Raw genomic sequence first — 15629 nt, 5'->3', positions numbered from 1 at the left:
ATCTTGTTCTTCGAGGCCGATACGTTCGTCGAGACGCGACGCAGGTTACGGAGGTTGTGTTCGAAGTCCACATCCTGTGCAAACCAAATGGAAACTGCACCAAGCGCAAAGCTCGCAAAGGCCACATACTTGAAGAACTTGAGGATTTTCGCCTCGTCCCAGGACTTGGGCAACAGGGAATTTTCCGGAGCCTTCGGGATACCGCCCATGCACTTGATAAACACCGGGAGTACGAGCACTGAGGTAAGCATGCTGAACAGCACGCCCATCGAGGCTACCACGCCGAACTCATAGAACCCACGGAAGTGCGCAGCGAGAAGAGTCAAGAAAGCAGCAATCGTCGTGAAGCTTGCGAGCAAGAAGGGCTTGAGCATCTTCCTCTGGGCATGTTCCAGCACTTCTTCGAGGGTCGCGTACTTGTGCAGCAACTTCTGCGAAGTGCCCAAAATGTGAATCGAGTAGTCGATGCCGATGCCCAGAATGATGGAGGCGACAAACACCGTGAACGGATTCAGCTTTCCGTAGAAGAGGGCAGTAAACGCAAGCGTCGGGAGGCAGGCGTACAGCACCGATGCCGTCACCAGAATCGGGCCCTTTACGCTCCTGAAGAAGAAAATCGTGAGGAAGATGATGAGCACCAGGCTGATGCCGAACGAGAAGATGGAATCGTTCGCGACTTCATCCACTTCCTTGAGGCCCTCGTAGGTGCCTTCCACCGTAAAGCGGGTGGGCACCGGGTATGTCTTGCTGCTGAAATAGGCCAGCAGGGAATCGGTGCGGGCCAAAATGTGCGTCACGAACTCATAGTCGGTAGAGGGCTTGATGAGTTTCGCGTTCACCACGCCGTTATAGAGTATCTTTCCGGTGCTGTCCGGGCGCGGGGAACCAATCAGGCGGTTCTTAAGTTCAGAAGGAATCGTCGACTTGGAATCCCATTCCACTTCTTCGTTCGAGGCGGCCTTCGCATCGATTGTGTCGCCCTTGGATTTCTTGAAGAATGCGTCAAAGGCACTCACCGCTTCGTCGGGGAGGCCGAGTTCCTGCGGCAGGTTCTCGTCAAACCACACGCGTTCCTTTTTCGCGGGCGCGGCAGCCACTTGCGCGGAGTCAGGTCCCTGAGCCTGCCGAAGGGACGAATCAGTCGAGGCGTCGCCCAGCAAGTCGACGACGAGCGGGCCGTTTTTGCGGCCAATTTCCAGCTGCAAGTCTTCAAGATTGTCACGGATATTTTCGAGGTGCTTTACCGGCAGGTAAAGCAGCGCATTGTCCTTGAAGAACTGGTTGTCGTTATCCACCTGGGTTGAAACAAAGTCTCCCTGCCAGTTCTTGTGAATGTAATCGGCAATGGAATCCTGCAAGGCCACCACCAAGTTCACGTCCTCGCTCTGGATGGCAATCATGAACTTGTCGGTGGAGCCGAAACGCTGGTACGATTCCTCAAGCGCCTTCACGCTCGGCGTGCCCTCGGGCAGCAGGTGCGAAAGGTCGGCATCGAGTTTCAGACCCGGTTTGAATAAAATGGGAATCGCAAAAAGAAGCGCCAAAATCAGGTAAAACGCAAGCGCCTTGTACTGGTGCCTGCAAATCAGCGGAATGTACCAATTGGAAAATCTTTCGGGAAGTGATTTCTTGTTAGCCATAAAAGGCAATATAATAAAAAGGGCCGCATACGGCACGGCATGTGACTCAAGTTATTGATAATCGGTCAAATAGGGCGGTAGAGGGTTCTACCCTACGGCATCATGATGTCGTTGCGGAGCACGGAGCGCACGGCCTTCGCGGCTCCCACGGCCTTCTTTTTCCAGGCAAGGTCGCTTGCATCCGTCGTGAGCGCATACGGGGATTCGCCACCGGAGGCGGCGCGGTAAACGTCCTCGTTTTCGAGGCCTCCGATAAGAACGTGGTCGCGGAAACCTAGGTAGTAGGCATTCTGCGAGAAGAAAACCGACGGCTGTTCTGCAGGGCGCTCTTGAGCGAGCAAGTCATAACCCCAGAAATGATTCGGTTCACGCACCTGCGCAAGGTCAAAGATGGTCGGACCTAAATCCAGTTGCGACGCCACATCCTCGCGAACGGCAAGCCCGTTAAGGAGCGCGGTATCCGCCGAGAAAATCCCGATGAAAATCTGCGATGCGGAAAGCCCGAGCGGTTGCGGGACCATATAATCTACGGAATCCACGGGAGTATCGTGGTCTCCCAGGATAAAGACTACCGTATTCCCGAAATCGGGGCGGGCGGAGAGAGCTTCGAAGAATCGCCCGAGCTGCTGGTCGGTATAGCGAACCGCGTTCCTGTAGCGCGTCATTGCATCGTCCGGTTTTGCGGCATACGCATCGGGATAGCCGTAGAACGGGATATGCGAAGAAATGGTATTAAACGAAAGTTCCCAGGGTTTATCGGTCGGCATTTTCCTGAGCACGTCAATCGCTAGATCCACGCCCAGACTGTCCGCAGTACCTTCCACCTTCTCCTCGCCTATCAGGTGCCATTCCTTTTCGAAAAACTTTTCGATAAACGGAAGCGTATGGTCGAAAATCGGGTTCGAAACCGTCACGTACGCCCGCTGATAGTTTGTCAGGAATTCGGGCCAGCCCTTGAACTTGTTCGCCGCATAGAAACTGGGCACGTCACGGTTCGGGTGCGAGGGGAACCCCATGTAGGTCGCCATCGTGCCGCGCACCGTCGGGTAACCGCCGCTAAAGGCGTTCTTGAACCAGAGGGCTCCACCCAGCGCATTGCCGGCAGAATCCTTTTCGAAGTAACCGCCATTGGCAAGCTTCCAGATGTTCGGCGCCACAGCGGTATCGCTCTCAAGCATCTTGTTGAAGATACGGCCCTTGAACGATTCGCCCATGATGAACACGATGTTGTAGGGCTTTTTCGCCCTGTATTCATGAGCCGGAGCGCTACGGTACATCGGGAGTTCCAGGGCATCGCTGCGACCCGCCGCAAAGTCCTTCGGCAAGAAGGCATCCAAATCGCTTACGAGCTCTTCGGTGATTTTAGCGTTGTCGTGAATGAACTCAAAGGTTTCAACAGCGGCAATATGCAGGATGGGCGCCGTAAGCGTGTGCTTGCCCAGCGTAAAGCGCATGTCCACCTTCGTGTGCGTCACCGGGATTTCAATCCACCCGCGCGTGCCCGTAAGGAACAGCACGAGCGGCACCAGCGAGAGTGCCATACCTACGGCAAACATCACGCCGGGAACCTTACGGGAAGCGGGCTTCCAGGCGCCATTGCGGTTATCGAGCACGAGCGTCTGGCGGCGCGTACGTAGCCGGAGCGTATAGGCGACTACAAAGGCGATGCCACCCGCAAAGCAAAGCACGACCATCGAAACCCAGAGCACCGTCCCGAGCAGGTCACCACCCAGCGTAGAAACCGTAGTGGCATCGGTGATATTCGAGATGTGGAAATACGTGCGCAGGAAGGAATAGGAAAGGCGCTGGTGCGAAAAACGAAAAACATCGTAGTCCGCGACAGCAATAAAGAAGTAGAGCGCATAAAAGACGGCAAGCCCGCGGGGAGCGCGCGCAAACCCGAAGAGGCCCGCCATGGCAAGCACTGCGCCGAAGGCCATAAAAATCTGCCAGAGGGTCTTGCCCTCGAACATTTCGGACATCGAGAGCCCCAGCGGGTCGGGCAGGCTGTAGAAAAACACCAGCAAGACGCTCTGCACCACAAGGGCGATGAGCGCCATTGCGAGGAAGGGATTTTTCAGAAGGTTCTTCAATTTATTAAGCAGGCTCATCTTTACAAACAAAGGAGATCCCGGCACAAGGCCGGGAGGACATTGGGTTAACGCTTTAAAATAAAATCAATGGTATGCTCAAGGTCTTCAATCTGGCGGGTATGCACTTCAAGATAGCGCTTGGGCGCACGGGCCGCATACTCGTCGTAAATCTTGGAATCGAGCAGTTGCACCAGGCGGGTCTTGATTTCGCTCACGGAATACGGGTCAAAGTACAGCACCGCATCGCCGCAAACTTCGGGAATGGAAGTCGTGCCGCTTGCCGCCACAGGTACGCCATAGCGCATGGATTGCACCGGCGGGTAGCCGAAACCCTCGTTCAGGCTCGGGAACACGAACGCATATGCATTCTTGTGCAAGAATTCCAGTTCCTTGCTTTCCACATAGCCAAGAAGCACAAAGCAGTCCTTGTGCTTGAGGTGGCGCAAGTAGGCACGCGCATTCGTAGCGCCGGTAATGACCATCTTCATGTCAAGCGGCTTGCCCTGTGACTGATACATGCCCACCAGTTCATCGAAAGCCTTGGCCGCACGCAGGTTGTTCTTTTCCCAGCGGGCACCGCTGGTGAGCAAGAAATACTTTTTCGCAGCGACTCCCGGCGGCAAGAATCCCTCGGGTTCGTATGCCGTCATGGGGCTGTAAAATACCGGGATTTCCAGGTCCATGAGTTCCGGGAAGAACGCCTTGATGGAGGCGCGGCTGTGTTCGCTCACCGTGATGGTACGCACCTTGCGACCATCCGGCCCCGAAGTCAGCGACTCCGCCATGCGGGCCGCGAGCGCCTGGTACTTGGGCTTGTAGTAATGCTTTTTCCAGCTTTCGCGGTAGCGTACCAAAGCTTCGAATTTTTGTCCGAGTTTCTTGGCAAAACCGACGCCGGCCCAGCTGTACTGCATTTCCAGCGCACGCACGCCATGCCAGGTAAACACGAAGTCCTTCACGTCTATGGCCCACTTCTTTTCCAGCGAATAGAGCGGCGTGTAGAAGGTATCAATCTGATTTTCGTCGATAATCTGCTGCGGTGTTTTTTCGCTGATATCGAACAGCGGAATGTTCTGCGTTTTGCACGCATCGAGAATCGCCGGGTCCAGGTACTTTTTGCTGTCATAGGCGCAGCTGAATTGCACGCCGCGCTTGACCAGCGCCCAAAAAATCACTTCTCCGTAAGAACCTCCGCCATGGAACTTGGCACTATGAATCGGCTGTACCGCCACCAGATTGAAAAGCAGGTTCACTTGCGGCCCCCGCGATTATCATCACCGAGAAGCGTTCCCAAAATTCTCAGCGGGAACACAAGGAACGGCATCTTCTTGTAAATCCAGGCGAGCGACTTGGCGAAAGCGTAGCTGCGGATAATGTAGGCACCGGCGGCCCCCACCTTGCGGGTCTGGAATTCAAACTCTTCCTTGGCGTGGGCAATCACGTCGTCATAATACTCGTTGATGGTAATGCTCTTGTCGGCATTGACCTTCACCGGAATGTTCTTCAGGTTGGTATAGAAGTCCTTGCGCAAAATCTTGGGCAGGAACAAATCCATGCTGGCAGGCACCTTGTGGCCGCGGGTATCGATGATTCGCGAACCGAAAAAGTGCAGCACCTTCGCTGTTGGGAGAAAGCGGTTGCCGTAGGCCAGCTGGCAGTTCCAACCACCGGGCATTTTTTGCGTAATGTAGTTGAACTTGAAGTTCGTCTCGGCGAGGCTCGCCATGTCGTAGGGGAAGTTCTTGGACACGCAATAGAGCCACAGCTCGTGCCAGGTTTCGAAGAATTTGCGGGCTTCGGGAGTGTCTGCTGCAAACATCACTCCCCCGTTAAAGATTTCGTCGTTCAGAATCGGCGAGAATCCCATCATCTTTGCGTTGTTCAAAACCTTCTTGCGGTTAATCGCCTTCGAAAGATTCGTGTGGAAGTCCAGCACCGCATAGATGCCGCCCTTCCATTCTTCGGGAATGGAAAGGTCGCCCACAATCGCAATGTCGGAATCCATGTACAGGAAATCGCCATCAATTACATTGCGCATGACCGTCTTGAGGTAGCGGGAACGCAACATGGGCGTGAACTTTTCGTCGAGGGTCAGCACCTTCAGTTCATCCACCGCGTCCTTCAAAACGGCACGGGGGCCAGTGAGAGTCGCCGCCGTCTTGTCGTCAGTCAGGAGCGTCACAAAGGCGCCCGGGTTATGCACCCGGAGCGAAGCAATCGCCACCAGCGTCTGTTCGCAGAAAAAATCCTTCGGGGAACTGGTCAGAACAAAAAGGTATTTGGTCATGGGCAACACTCCCCGTCAAAGTTTGCTAATCCAGCGGAATCGTGGACTTTGCGTTTTCAAAATCTTCAACCGTATCGAGTTCGCAGGAGAAGTAGTCCGACGCATCCCACACGGTGTAAGTGTGGCCCTGCGGAATCAGGCGCTCAAAGGCGAGTTCGTAGAACGTGTTTTCCAGGTGTTCCACATTCATCATCTTTTCGAGTTCGGCATAGAGGGCAGTAGAATAGGCCGCACCAATCTTCTCGATACCGAGGCTTTCGCCTGCGGCAGCCTTCGGGGAACACGTCTTGCTGATTTCAGAAATGTTCCCGTCGGCACCCAGGACCACCTTCATCTCTTCTTCGCCGAGTTCGTGGCGAATGAGCGTAAGCACGTTCGCCGCCTTGGAGGCAAGCACGTTCTTTACAATTTGCGGGTCGTAAAGCAGGTCGCTATCCAGCAGCAGGAATTCCTTACCGGCAACCGCCTGGCCTGCAAGCCACAGCGAATAGATGTTATTCGTGGAATCGTAAAGAGCATTGTGAATGAAGGTCACGCGAATGGAATCGCCGTAATGGCTTTTCACGAAATCTTCAATCATGTGGTTCAGATAACCCGTCACAATCACGAAATCGCGAACGCCAGACGCCATAATTGCATCCATAGAGCGTTCCAAAAGGGAACGGCCCTTCACGTCCAAAAGGCACTTGGGCGTGTTATCGGTGAGCGGGCGCAAACGCTTCGCCATTCCTGCAGCAAGAATTACGGCAATCATACGGCAGCACAACGCTTGATGGTGTCCACCACCACCTGAATCTGTTCCTTACGGCCAAGCGTAATGCGCAGGCAGTCTTCCAGGCCCTTGTCGCTCATGAACTTGATCTTGTAATCCTGCTCGGCCATCGCCTTCTGCAAGGCTTCCTTGATGCGGGTCGGGTACTTGATAAGGATGAAGTTGGCCACACTCTTGTAAACCTTGAATCCCGGCAGGTTGCCAAGTTCCTTCTTGAACAGCTGGCGGTCCCATTCCATTTCGTCGGCGACCTTGCGGTAGTGATCTTCGCTTTCGATGGCGGCCATGGCCACCGCTTCGCTAAAGCGGTTGTAACCCAGGTACTTGTTGGCGTAGCTCAGGAACGATTCGTGTCCCTTGCCCATAAAGCCAAAGCCCATGCGCAGTCCCGGAAGTCCGAAGAACTTGGAAAGCGTGCGGGAAATAATCAGGTTCGAATACTTGTTCACGAGCGGAGCGATGTAGGCGGTATCCGTCGTAATGAACGAAGCGTAGGCCTCGTCAATCAACACCATCGTATCGTTCGGGATATTTTCCATGATGCGGCCGATTTCGACCGGCGTAAGGCAGTTGCCTGTCGGGTTGTTCGGCGAGGCCAAAAGCAACATGCGCGGGTGAATCTTGTTGGTGAGCGCAATGACCTCGTCTACGTCGTAAGCGAAGGTATCTTCCTTTTCGTGGAGCGGATACATTTCAAAAGAACCGCCACATTCACCAGCGATGCGGTTGTAATACCACCAAGAAAATTCCGGAATCATGATGGTCTTGTTGTCGCCCTTCATGAGGTAGTAATGGACTGCGTTCTTCAAGATGTCTTCGCCACCGTAACCCAGCAGCACCTGTTCTTCGGGCACGTTGTAGATTTCGCTGAGCTTTACCGAGAAGATGCTCTTTTTGCCCTCGTCATAGATGCGGGTGTAGAAGCAAAGCTGTTCCGGGTCGAAATTCTTGACGGCATCGAGCACCTTCTGCGAAGGCTTGAAGTTGAATTCGTTTCTGTCCAAGTAGTTCATGTTTTACCTTTGTGGGGCTTGTACCCCGATTCAAAACCTTTTTAAATATAAATTTTTCCTTATTTCCACCACACATCAAGCCCGTGATTGTAGCGTTTTTCGACCGGCGGAAGCTGCATGTAGTCACGGTAGAAGAGCGAAAGGTAATAGTCGTAATTCTTGTAGCCGCTAAATTTGCGGCTTTCAAACGGGTAGTCGACCGTTTCCGCAATCTTTTCCAGGTCCAGAATGCGGTCAGTTTTTGTATCGAAGAAAAGGGTCGCCACATGGCCCGAATGGGCTGTGGGGTAGCGACGAATTACCCGTTCCACATAGCGGCAGAAGCGTTTTTTGCCCACGATGCAGGCGACGGCATAGAAGAAGCGCTTGTACAGAAGCGTCCAAGCATCGTAACCCTTCGACTTAAAGTCGGTGGTAATGGCAAGGGTAATCACGCGCAAAAAACTACAGTAGAGCACGAACGCTTTTTCGAAGAAACTCGATTTCGGGAGTCCGTCCAGCGGGAAAATATCGACCCAGATTCCCATCTCGCCCTTGTGGCGTTCCATCTTGACCGTAGTGCGGTTGTCGTAAGCCTTTGCAAACGGGTAGAAATAGCCGTCGCAGGTATCGTCGACAAGCGTGAGCCATTCCTTGTGGCCCGCCGCATTCTTGTCTTTCAAGATGGCGATGAGTTTCTCGTAGTCTTCGCGCAACATGCAGATATCGATGTCATCATCCCAGGGAATGTAGCCCTTATGGCGCACCGCGCCGAGCAGCGTACCGTAGGCAAGGCTATACTTCAGGTTGTTTTCCTTGCAAATGCGGTCGATCTCGTCCAAAATGGACATCTGGATTTCGCGACATTCTTGTTGTTCAATCTTTTTCATTTCGAACTTCCCGATGAAATTGCATTACGATCCTTGTCCATCTTTTTCTTGACCACAAGGCCATAAGCGCCAAGAGCCAAAAGAATCAACACGTAAACACCCGCCTTTTGAGGCATAGACAAGACAATCACCTGCGTATTGATGGCGATATAGAAAGCAACCAAAGCAACAATCCAACCCACCTGCGACAAGAGCCGCAAGGAATACGGTTGCAAGCCCATTTTCAAGAGGTAAATGTTATTACAAATGATGGCAACCACATTGTAGCAAAGCATCGAAAGAGCTGCCCCCACAAGGCCGTAGGTCGGAATCAACAAATAGCCCGACAGGAGTGCCACGCCAAGGGAAACGATATCCATAATCAAGGAATAGAGACTCTTGCCCATGCCGTTCAGCACCACCAGGGACATCCCGCCAAAACCCGCCACCAGGTGTACCAGCAACAGGATTCCCAAGGTCTCGGGCTGCACGATAAAGTCCTTGCCCGCAATGCCCAGAATCAAGTCCGGGAACAGCACGATAAAGAATCCGATCATGAGCTGGATGAAGGTGACCATGAAAACGCAATAACTGTAAACCGGCTTTAGGTCGGTCTTGAGGCGTTCCTTGTTCATGCCCGCCACCACCGGTGTAAGAATCGGCGTGAACCCGACGCGAATGGTCTGGAGCGCATTGGAAATGGTGACCATGATGCCGTAAGCGCCCGCCTTTTCGGGGCCAAGGAACAACATGACCATCCAGAGGCTCGAACGGATCAGGAAAGACGACACGAATTCATCGACCCCTAGCGGGAGCGAGTAACGCAACAGCACCCACGAAACCATCTTGTGAGGGCGCAAAGGCATTTCGGGGAACTGCCTGCGGACCAGCACAAAATGCACGATAAAGCCCACCACCTGGCCCACAAGCAAGCCCAGCGGAAGCGCATGCGGGATTTCCATAAAGTGGAGCGCAATCGATGTTGCCGGTGCAAGAGTCACCGTTAAAAAAGAATTCACGAATACGGCGTTTTGTGGACGGCGGTTGCCTTCGGAGGCTGTGCTAAAGACATAGGTACCCACATAGAACAAAAGCGAAAGCGCGTACCAGGGGAGTTCCTTGGAAATGTAGGGTGTGAAGGAGCCTACAAAAATGACCGCCGTGCAAAGAATTGCAATAGCTGCCGAAATCCAGAAGGATTCCATGATGCCGTCGTATCGGGGGCGGCCGTGTAGGCCGTTCTGTGGCAAGTACCAGTACAGGCCCTTGTCGAGCCCAAGAGTTGCTGAATGCGCAATGGTCAAAAGGAGGGTCTGGGCAGATACAAAGATTCCAAATTCAGCGGCGCCAAAAATACGCGCCATCACGAAAGTCAAAAGCGGACCGCAAACCTTGAGGATTGTCCCCACGATGTTTACAATCATCGCCTTTTTCAAGAATTTACTGTCGGTCTCTAAGTTGCCCATGCCTGCTAAATATAGCTTTATTTGAGCTTGCACCCTGCCCCATTACGGGCTTATCCCGACAAATTAGCCCTATTGAACGACGACAAAACAAAAAGCCCAGAAATTCCGTCTCAGGGAATTTCCAGGCAGAAAACGATTGCTCACGCGAACATTCAACGCGGGCAAAAAAAAGACTACTTGGCGGCCTGTTCCGCTTCGAGCTTGCTGATTTCGCCAGCCTGCTTGTCGCAGATATTTCTCAGGTTCGTAATTTCAGCATCCTTCTTCGCCACTTGGTCCTTAAGGTCTTCGCACTGGGCGGCATAAGTCTGCTTGGCTTCGGTCTGGGTCTTAAGATCGTTCAACAGGCTATCGGCAGAACTGCGGAGACTCTCGACGGTATTCTCGGCATCCTTCAGGGCTGCATCATTGTCGCATTCGCAGGAGTCGTCTTCGTCTGCGCAGAGGGTCTTCAGTTTCTTGGTAATGGCAATAGCGGCGACAGCACCAATGGCAAGTCCAGAAAGAAAGCTAGATGTCTTCATTTTAAGCTCCTTGGAAAATTTTTCCTATAATATCACTTTTGAAAATAGAAAAATCAAGTAAAAAATGGCCACACGGGGGATTTTTTTGCAAGAATTAACAGAAAACGCCCCAAAAAAACGCAAAAAAGCAAAAATCCCCTGGATTTCTCCAGGGGATCTTGCAGCGGGAAGAGCGAGATTCGAACTCGCGATAGGATTAAGTCCTATACGTCCTTAGCAGGGACGCGCCTTCGGCCAGCTCGGCCATCTTCCCATCTTGGGGACACAAATTTTAGATAAAATTTGGCAAAATTTCAAGGGTTACGGCCCAAAAACCTTAAATTTAGTCCTGAAAACACACTTTTTTTTACAAAGACCCAAGCAAAAAATCAAAATTTCTACATTTTTCGTATGCGATTTTTATCTAAAGTGTTCAAAATCGTGGCCGCATTTGCTCTTGTCGGCCTGATTTGCTGTATCCCCGCCTACATCGTCGTATTCAAAATACTCCCCACGCACGATCCCGACAACCAATTCAACCGCACCACCATCCTGCAGGTGCTTTCGGGAGAAACCCGTGTCTACTACAACGACGGCGAGCAACTTCTGGGAGCCTTCTTCGATGCAAACCACCGCGTATACGTGCCCTACGGAGACATCCCGACAAACATCGTGAACGCATTGATCGCCGCAGAAGATGCCGGATATTGGCACCACAACGGCTTCAGCATCTACGGATTCACCCGCGCCATGATATCAAACATCAAGAGCGGGCACATGCGCCAGGGCGGCTCCACCCTGACCCAGCAGACCGTCAAGAACATTTTTGGACGCGAAGAGAGGAGCATCAAGGAAAAATGGAAGGAACTCATTAATGCGCTGCGCATGGAAAACCACTTCAGCAAGGAAGAGATTCTTGAATTCTACCTGAACCAGTTCCATGTTTCGGGTACCGGGAAAGGTGTCGCCATCGCCGCACAGTACTTCTTCAATAAGGAACTCAAGGACCTGACGCTTGCCGAATGTGCCTTTATCGCAGGGTCCGTCAAGGGGCCGTTCAACTACGACCCGTTCATCCAGCGGAACGCAGAACGCCGCGAGAAAGCGCTTGCACGCGGCAAGGAACGCCTCGAATACGTGCTTGGCCGCATGGTCGAAGAAAAGTACATCTCGCAGGAGGAGATGAATGCTGCTCTCGAAAAGCCGCTCGCGTTCAACCACGGAAACTTCCGCTTCAGCGTGAGCACCATGCTCGACCGCATCGAAGAAAAACTCGACGGAGAATTCTTCCAGAAAAAATTCGAAAGCGAAGGCATCGAAGACTGGCGTAAGGCGCAGCTTTCCATCACTACGACCATCGACGCAAAGAGCCAGGACGCAGCAAAGACTGCTCTCCAGGCAAACATCAGCGGCCTCCAGATGCAACTCGGCGGCTTTGTGCTCCCGAAGGCGCAATTTGCGAACCGTGCACAGAGCGCACGCAAGGGCGACTACCTCTACGGTACCGTCGACAGCGTCATTGTCGACGACAAGGGTTCGCTCAAGTCAATCATGCTCGGTTTCGGGCAGCTCAAGGGGCTCGTTTCCGAAGACGCCGTCAAGGACTTCGCCAAGAAGGCCGGTGGAGACGTCAACAAGATTCTCGCACCGCAGCTCAAGAAGGGTGCAATTCTTCTGGTAAGCATCATGGACGACAAGATCGTCGACGGATTTGCGCCCTGCCAGATTGAAACGGAACCGGTGCTGCAAGGCGCCCTTTTCGCCATCCAGAACGGAAATGTGGTGGCAAGCCAGGGAGGCTTCCACAACACGGGATTCGACCGAAGCTTCAAGGCGGTGCGCCAGCTGGGCTCGAGCTGGAAACCGATTCTGTACGCACTTGCGCTCAAGTACCACTGGAACTACCTAGATGTCCTAGAAAACGACTTCAACGTATTCCAGTTCGTGAACCAATTCTACTTTCCACGCCCCGACCACAAGAACAAGGGCGACATCGTAAGTATAGCCTGGGCGACAACAAGATCTGAAAACATTGCAAGCATCTGGCTCCTAGAACACCTACTCGACAAGGTTTCACCAGAGGAATTTCAGGAAATCGCCGCCGCGAATGGTTTTGCCCGCGAAGAAAACGAAGAAACGAAGAGTTACTTCGAAAGGCTGCGCGACAAGTTCGGCCTGATCCTGAAAGAAGAAATCAAGCGCGAAATTGAATTCACCAAGGCAAAGGACGCCCTGGCAGAACGCTACAAGAACGAAGGCAAGGACGACAAGGCGCGCGCAGTACAGAACCTGCGCTACGGTACCTTCAACGACGTGGCCATCAAGCAGGCGAAAAAGGATTCAAAGATTATCGGATTCATCAATCACAACTATAAGCGCTACTCCGAAATTTTACGGGAACGCCAGGCACAGGAACTAGACCCCGCGGCAGTTCTTCCGCCGTTAGATTCCGTGGTGTTGTTCGAAGCCTTTACGCTTGCCGACATGAAGCGCCTTTCGACGATGATTGAACCGGTCGACGGCGAAGCGGATTACCTAGACGCAGACCATATTCGCTACTGGCCGGATTTCCGCCGTTCGCTCGCCTTCGCCGAATACGCAAGGTTCGCCAAGGAAATCGGTATCCACCAGAAACTGCAGAAGGTGTTCAGCATGCCGCTCGGTGTAAACGATATTACGCTCGCCGAAATCTCGACGGCCTACCAGACAATGCTCACCGGCAAGGTGTTCAAGTGCCTCGACGGAGACTGGACAGATCCCTGCTTTATCAAGGAAATCAAGAACAGGGACGGCAAGGTCATCTTCAAGAACTCTGTCGAGAGCAAGGAAATTCTTGGAGACTCCATCACATCGCAGATGGCCGTGATGCTACACTCCGTTTTTGTAAACGGAACTGCACGCAGCCAGTATACCAACATGACCGTGACCTCCCCGGACAAGGCGATTACGCTGCGCTATCCGGTGCTTGGAAAGACCGGTACGACCAACGACTACAGGAACGTGGCCTTTCTGGGAGCGCTCCCCACCTTCGTAGGTGAAAAGGGTGCCGTCGTTCTAGATTCCGTCGTCGCTATAGGAAGCTACGTGGGCTTCGACGACAACAAGCCCCTGAAATCGGGACGCACGCGCATCGCCGGTGCAAGCGGCGGCCTTCCGCAATGGGCCGACTTCGCAAAGCAAGAAATTGAAATTCTGGATATTCCGAGCAAGATTGACTTTCTCGACATTTCCATGCTTGCCGCAGGCGAAGTCCCGCTCATGCTCCCCAACGAACGCGGCCAGCTGACGGTTGACCCGATGACAGGAACGATGATGGCCGGTGCAAGCGCAGAACAGGGTAGACCGCTCCCGTGGATCGATGTTCCGGGATTCACTCCACCGCAGGTTCAGAGCGTTGCCGCCGAATCCGCCGCCGAAAATGGCATCATGGTGAGTCTCCCGATGCCGACCGCGGAACACATCGAAGCTGCCCCCGCCGAGTCGACAACCGACACCGCTTCTACGGCAAATGTGACAACGCAGGCGGCAGCCGCCCCGGCCGCAGAGCAGGCGGCGCCAAGCACCTCTCCAGCAAGCGAGCAGATCGCGAATGCTCCCGCTGAAGTCACGCCATCTGCAGCAGCCCAACCGGCACAGCCCAAGGCCGCCGAAATGCCGAAGGATGATGATTGGGACCTTCCTGCGGGCTTTGACAGCAAAAATGCATTTGTGCCTATCGAAGCGGAATAGTTTTTCCAATTTGAGTGAAGATGAAAAAACACATTTTTAATTTGTTATCAGCAAGTACCTTGGCGCTCACCGCATGTGCAGGTAACGCACCTGCACCCGAAACGGATCCTGTTTCTACCAGCCGTGGAGAAATCACACAGACAGGCGCAGAAAACACTGCTGCAAATAAAGAGACCGCCCAAGAACAGGGAAGCACCGTTGTTTTCAATTCGCAGGCGCTTGACAGCTACCGCCTAAGCACCCCCGAAAACATTCCATCGGCGAGCTCCGCCGAAACCGAGCATAAAGGCACACAGCCGATCGCAGGTAGCCCCGAGTCCGTACCGGACCCCTACATCGCCGTACCTTTACTGATCGAAAACATCTTTAGCCACGCCGACAGCCTGTACAAGGCGGGGAATACCGATTCGGCTTCCGCCTACCTGGAACGTTTCCGCGTCATCAAGCCCCTGTGGGCGCAATGGGAAACCAAGGCGGATTCGATGCTGAACGAGTTCGGCAAGACCCGCGCCGAGAAGGCAAAGGAATTCGAGTCGTTCATCCGCGAAATCCAGAACATGAATAGAGCCAAGGCAGCCTTCAGCATGGTCGCCGAAGCAGCCGACAGCCTGATTGCGCTTGTTCCAGGAGATTCGCTAACCCAGTGGGCTAAGTCGCAGAAGGAAATCGCCTACAAGAACACGCTCGAAAAGGCGCAAAAGGAATACGCTACCATCAAGGCTCTCGCCGACGAGCAGGCTCAATTTGCCGAAGCGGAAAAACAGGCGACGGTTTTCCAGATGCGCTACCGCGACTTCGAAGAAGCCCTGCACATCCAGGAACTCATTGACTACATCAAGAAACTCGCTCTTGCAACCGACGAAGCCGCTACCAAGTACTGGGAATCAAACGATCCCGTAAAGGCGCTTGCCAAGGCAGACAGCCTGGCGCAAAAAGAAAAATTTGCAGAAGCCAAGGACATTCTCGGAAAGCTCAAGTTCAGCAAGCTGCGCAAGGAAGCGGTTGAAAGATTCAACATGCTCGCCGATGCCTTCTGCACCAAGCAGCGCACTGTCACAAGTCAACTCTTCGGCAAAGCTCAAAAACAAAAAGATGCTGCAAAGAAAAAACAGCTCCTGAAAGATGCCATCGCGCCGCTGGAAAAATGCCTGACGGAATTCCCCGACAACCCGCAGAAACAGAAAGTCGAAGAGAACAAGAAGTTTCTGGAAACGGAATTAGGAAAGTAAGTTTTGTGAAGTGTGAAGCGAATAATCACTCATTTCACATTACACACTA

General features: G+C 53.1%; 11 protein-coding genes and 1 tRNA gene. 2 read left to right on the top strand and 10 right to left on the bottom strand.

Going from position 1 to position 15629, the window contains the following annotated elements:
• The 10 genes from ACKI61_RS13155 to ACKI61_RS13110 form a co-directional block, all read right to left on the bottom strand.
• Nucleotides 1–1640 (bottom strand): MMPL family transporter (locus tag ACKI61_RS13155; RefSeq protein WP_407458129.1); only part of this gene is annotated, 1640 nt, incomplete at its 3' end.
• Between the two features lie 92 nt (nucleotides 1641–1732).
• Entirely contained in the window at nucleotides 1733–3751 is a 2019-nt protein-coding gene (locus ACKI61_RS13150; protein ID WP_407458128.1) for an LTA synthase family protein, read from the bottom strand.
• A 47-nt stretch (nucleotides 3752–3798) separates the two neighbouring features.
• Nucleotides 3799–4986, bottom strand: coding sequence for a glycosyltransferase (locus ACKI61_RS13145; RefSeq protein WP_407458127.1), 1188 nt, complete (start codon nucleotides 4984–4986; stop codon nucleotides 3799–3801).
• A complete protein-coding gene (locus ACKI61_RS13140) occupies nucleotides 4983–6020 on the bottom strand; it encodes a hypothetical protein (RefSeq protein ID WP_407458126.1) in 1038 nt (345 codons plus the stop codon). Before ACKI61_RS13140 ends, ACKI61_RS13145 begins: the two co-directional genes overlap by 4 nt.
• 25 nt (nucleotides 6021–6045) lie before the next feature.
• Nucleotides 6046–6774: a phosphocholine cytidylyltransferase family protein gene (locus tag ACKI61_RS13135; RefSeq protein WP_163440611.1), complete on the bottom strand. Its 729-nt coding sequence runs from the start codon at nucleotides 6772–6774 to the stop codon at nucleotides 6046–6048.
• Complete coding sequence (locus ACKI61_RS13130) at nucleotides 6771–7805, bottom strand: pyridoxal phosphate-dependent aminotransferase (RefSeq protein WP_407458125.1); 1035 nt, start codon at nucleotides 7803–7805, stop codon at nucleotides 6771–6773. Before ACKI61_RS13130 ends, ACKI61_RS13135 begins: the two co-directional genes overlap by 4 nt.
• 59 nt (nucleotides 7806–7864) lie before the next feature.
• Complete coding sequence (locus ACKI61_RS13125; RefSeq protein WP_407458124.1) at nucleotides 7865–8674, bottom strand: phosphorylcholine transferase LicD; 810 nt, start codon at nucleotides 8672–8674, stop codon at nucleotides 7865–7867.
• A complete protein-coding gene (locus tag ACKI61_RS13120) occupies nucleotides 8671–10119 on the bottom strand; it encodes an oligosaccharide flippase family protein (RefSeq protein WP_407458123.1) in 1449 nt (482 codons plus the stop codon). The genes ACKI61_RS13125 and ACKI61_RS13120 overlap by 4 nt, the downstream gene beginning before the upstream one ends.
• 173 nt (nucleotides 10120–10292) lie before the next feature.
• A complete protein-coding gene (locus ACKI61_RS13115; protein ID WP_407458122.1) occupies nucleotides 10293–10643 on the bottom strand; it encodes a hypothetical protein in 351 nt (116 codons plus the stop codon).
• Between the two features lie 164 nt (nucleotides 10644–10807).
• Nucleotides 10808–10896: transfer RNA gene (locus ACKI61_RS13110), tRNA-Ser, on the bottom strand.
• Nucleotides 10897–11033: 137 nt separating this feature from the next.
• Between ACKI61_RS13110 and ACKI61_RS13105 the strand changes: the two genes are divergently transcribed.
• Both ACKI61_RS13105 and ACKI61_RS13100 read left to right on the top strand, forming a co-directional pair.
• On the top strand, nucleotides 11034–14351 hold the full coding sequence (locus tag ACKI61_RS13105; protein WP_407458121.1) for a transglycosylase domain-containing protein: 3318 nt from the start codon (nucleotides 11034–11036) through the stop codon (nucleotides 14349–14351).
• Nucleotides 14352–14371: 20 nt separating this feature from the next.
• Nucleotides 14372–15580, top strand: a complete 1209-nt coding sequence (locus ACKI61_RS13100; protein ID WP_407458120.1) for a hypothetical protein — start codon at nucleotides 14372–14374, stop codon at nucleotides 15578–15580.
• Nucleotides 15581–15629 lie beyond the last annotated feature (49 nt).

The organism is Fibrobacter sp., from assembly GCF_045601785.1.
Lineage (GTDB): Bacteria > Fibrobacterota > Fibrobacteria > Fibrobacterales > Fibrobacteraceae > Fibrobacter.
The sequence above is the reverse complement of the archived record's forward strand: the minus strand, read 5'-3'. Positions and strand labels throughout refer to the sequence as shown.

Bases quoted from the DNA above. Each gene is read 5' to 3' on its own strand.
- ACKI61_RS13120 (WP_407458123.1), bottom strand. From the start codon at position 10,119: ATGGGCAACTTAGAGACCGACAGTAAATTCTTGAAAAAGGCGATGATT.
- ACKI61_RS13100 (WP_407458120.1), top strand. From the start codon at position 14,372: ATGAAAAAACACATTTTTAATTTGTTATCAGCAAGTACCTTGGCGCTC.
- ACKI61_RS13115 (WP_407458122.1), bottom strand. From the start codon at position 10,643: ATGAAGACATCTAGCTTTCTTTCTGGACTTGCCATTGGTGCTGTCGCC.
- ACKI61_RS13130 (WP_407458125.1), bottom strand. From the start codon at position 7,805: ATGAACTACTTGGACAGAAACGAATTCAACTTCAAGCCTTCGCAGAAG.
- ACKI61_RS13140 (WP_407458126.1), bottom strand. From the start codon at position 6,020: ATGACCAAATACCTTTTTGTTCTGACCAGTTCCCCGAAGGATTTTTTC.
- ACKI61_RS13135 (WP_163440611.1), bottom strand. From the start codon at position 6,774: ATGATTGCCGTAATTCTTGCTGCAGGAATGGCGAAGCGTTTGCGCCCG.
- ACKI61_RS13150 (WP_407458128.1), bottom strand. From the start codon at position 3,751: ATGAGCCTGCTTAATAAATTGAAGAACCTTCTGAAAAATCCCTTCCTC.
- ACKI61_RS13105 (WP_407458121.1), top strand. From the start codon at position 11,034: ATGCGATTTTTATCTAAAGTGTTCAAAATCGTGGCCGCATTTGCTCTT.
- ACKI61_RS13125 (WP_407458124.1), bottom strand. From the start codon at position 8,674: ATGAAAAAGATTGAACAACAAGAATGTCGCGAAATCCAGATGTCCATT.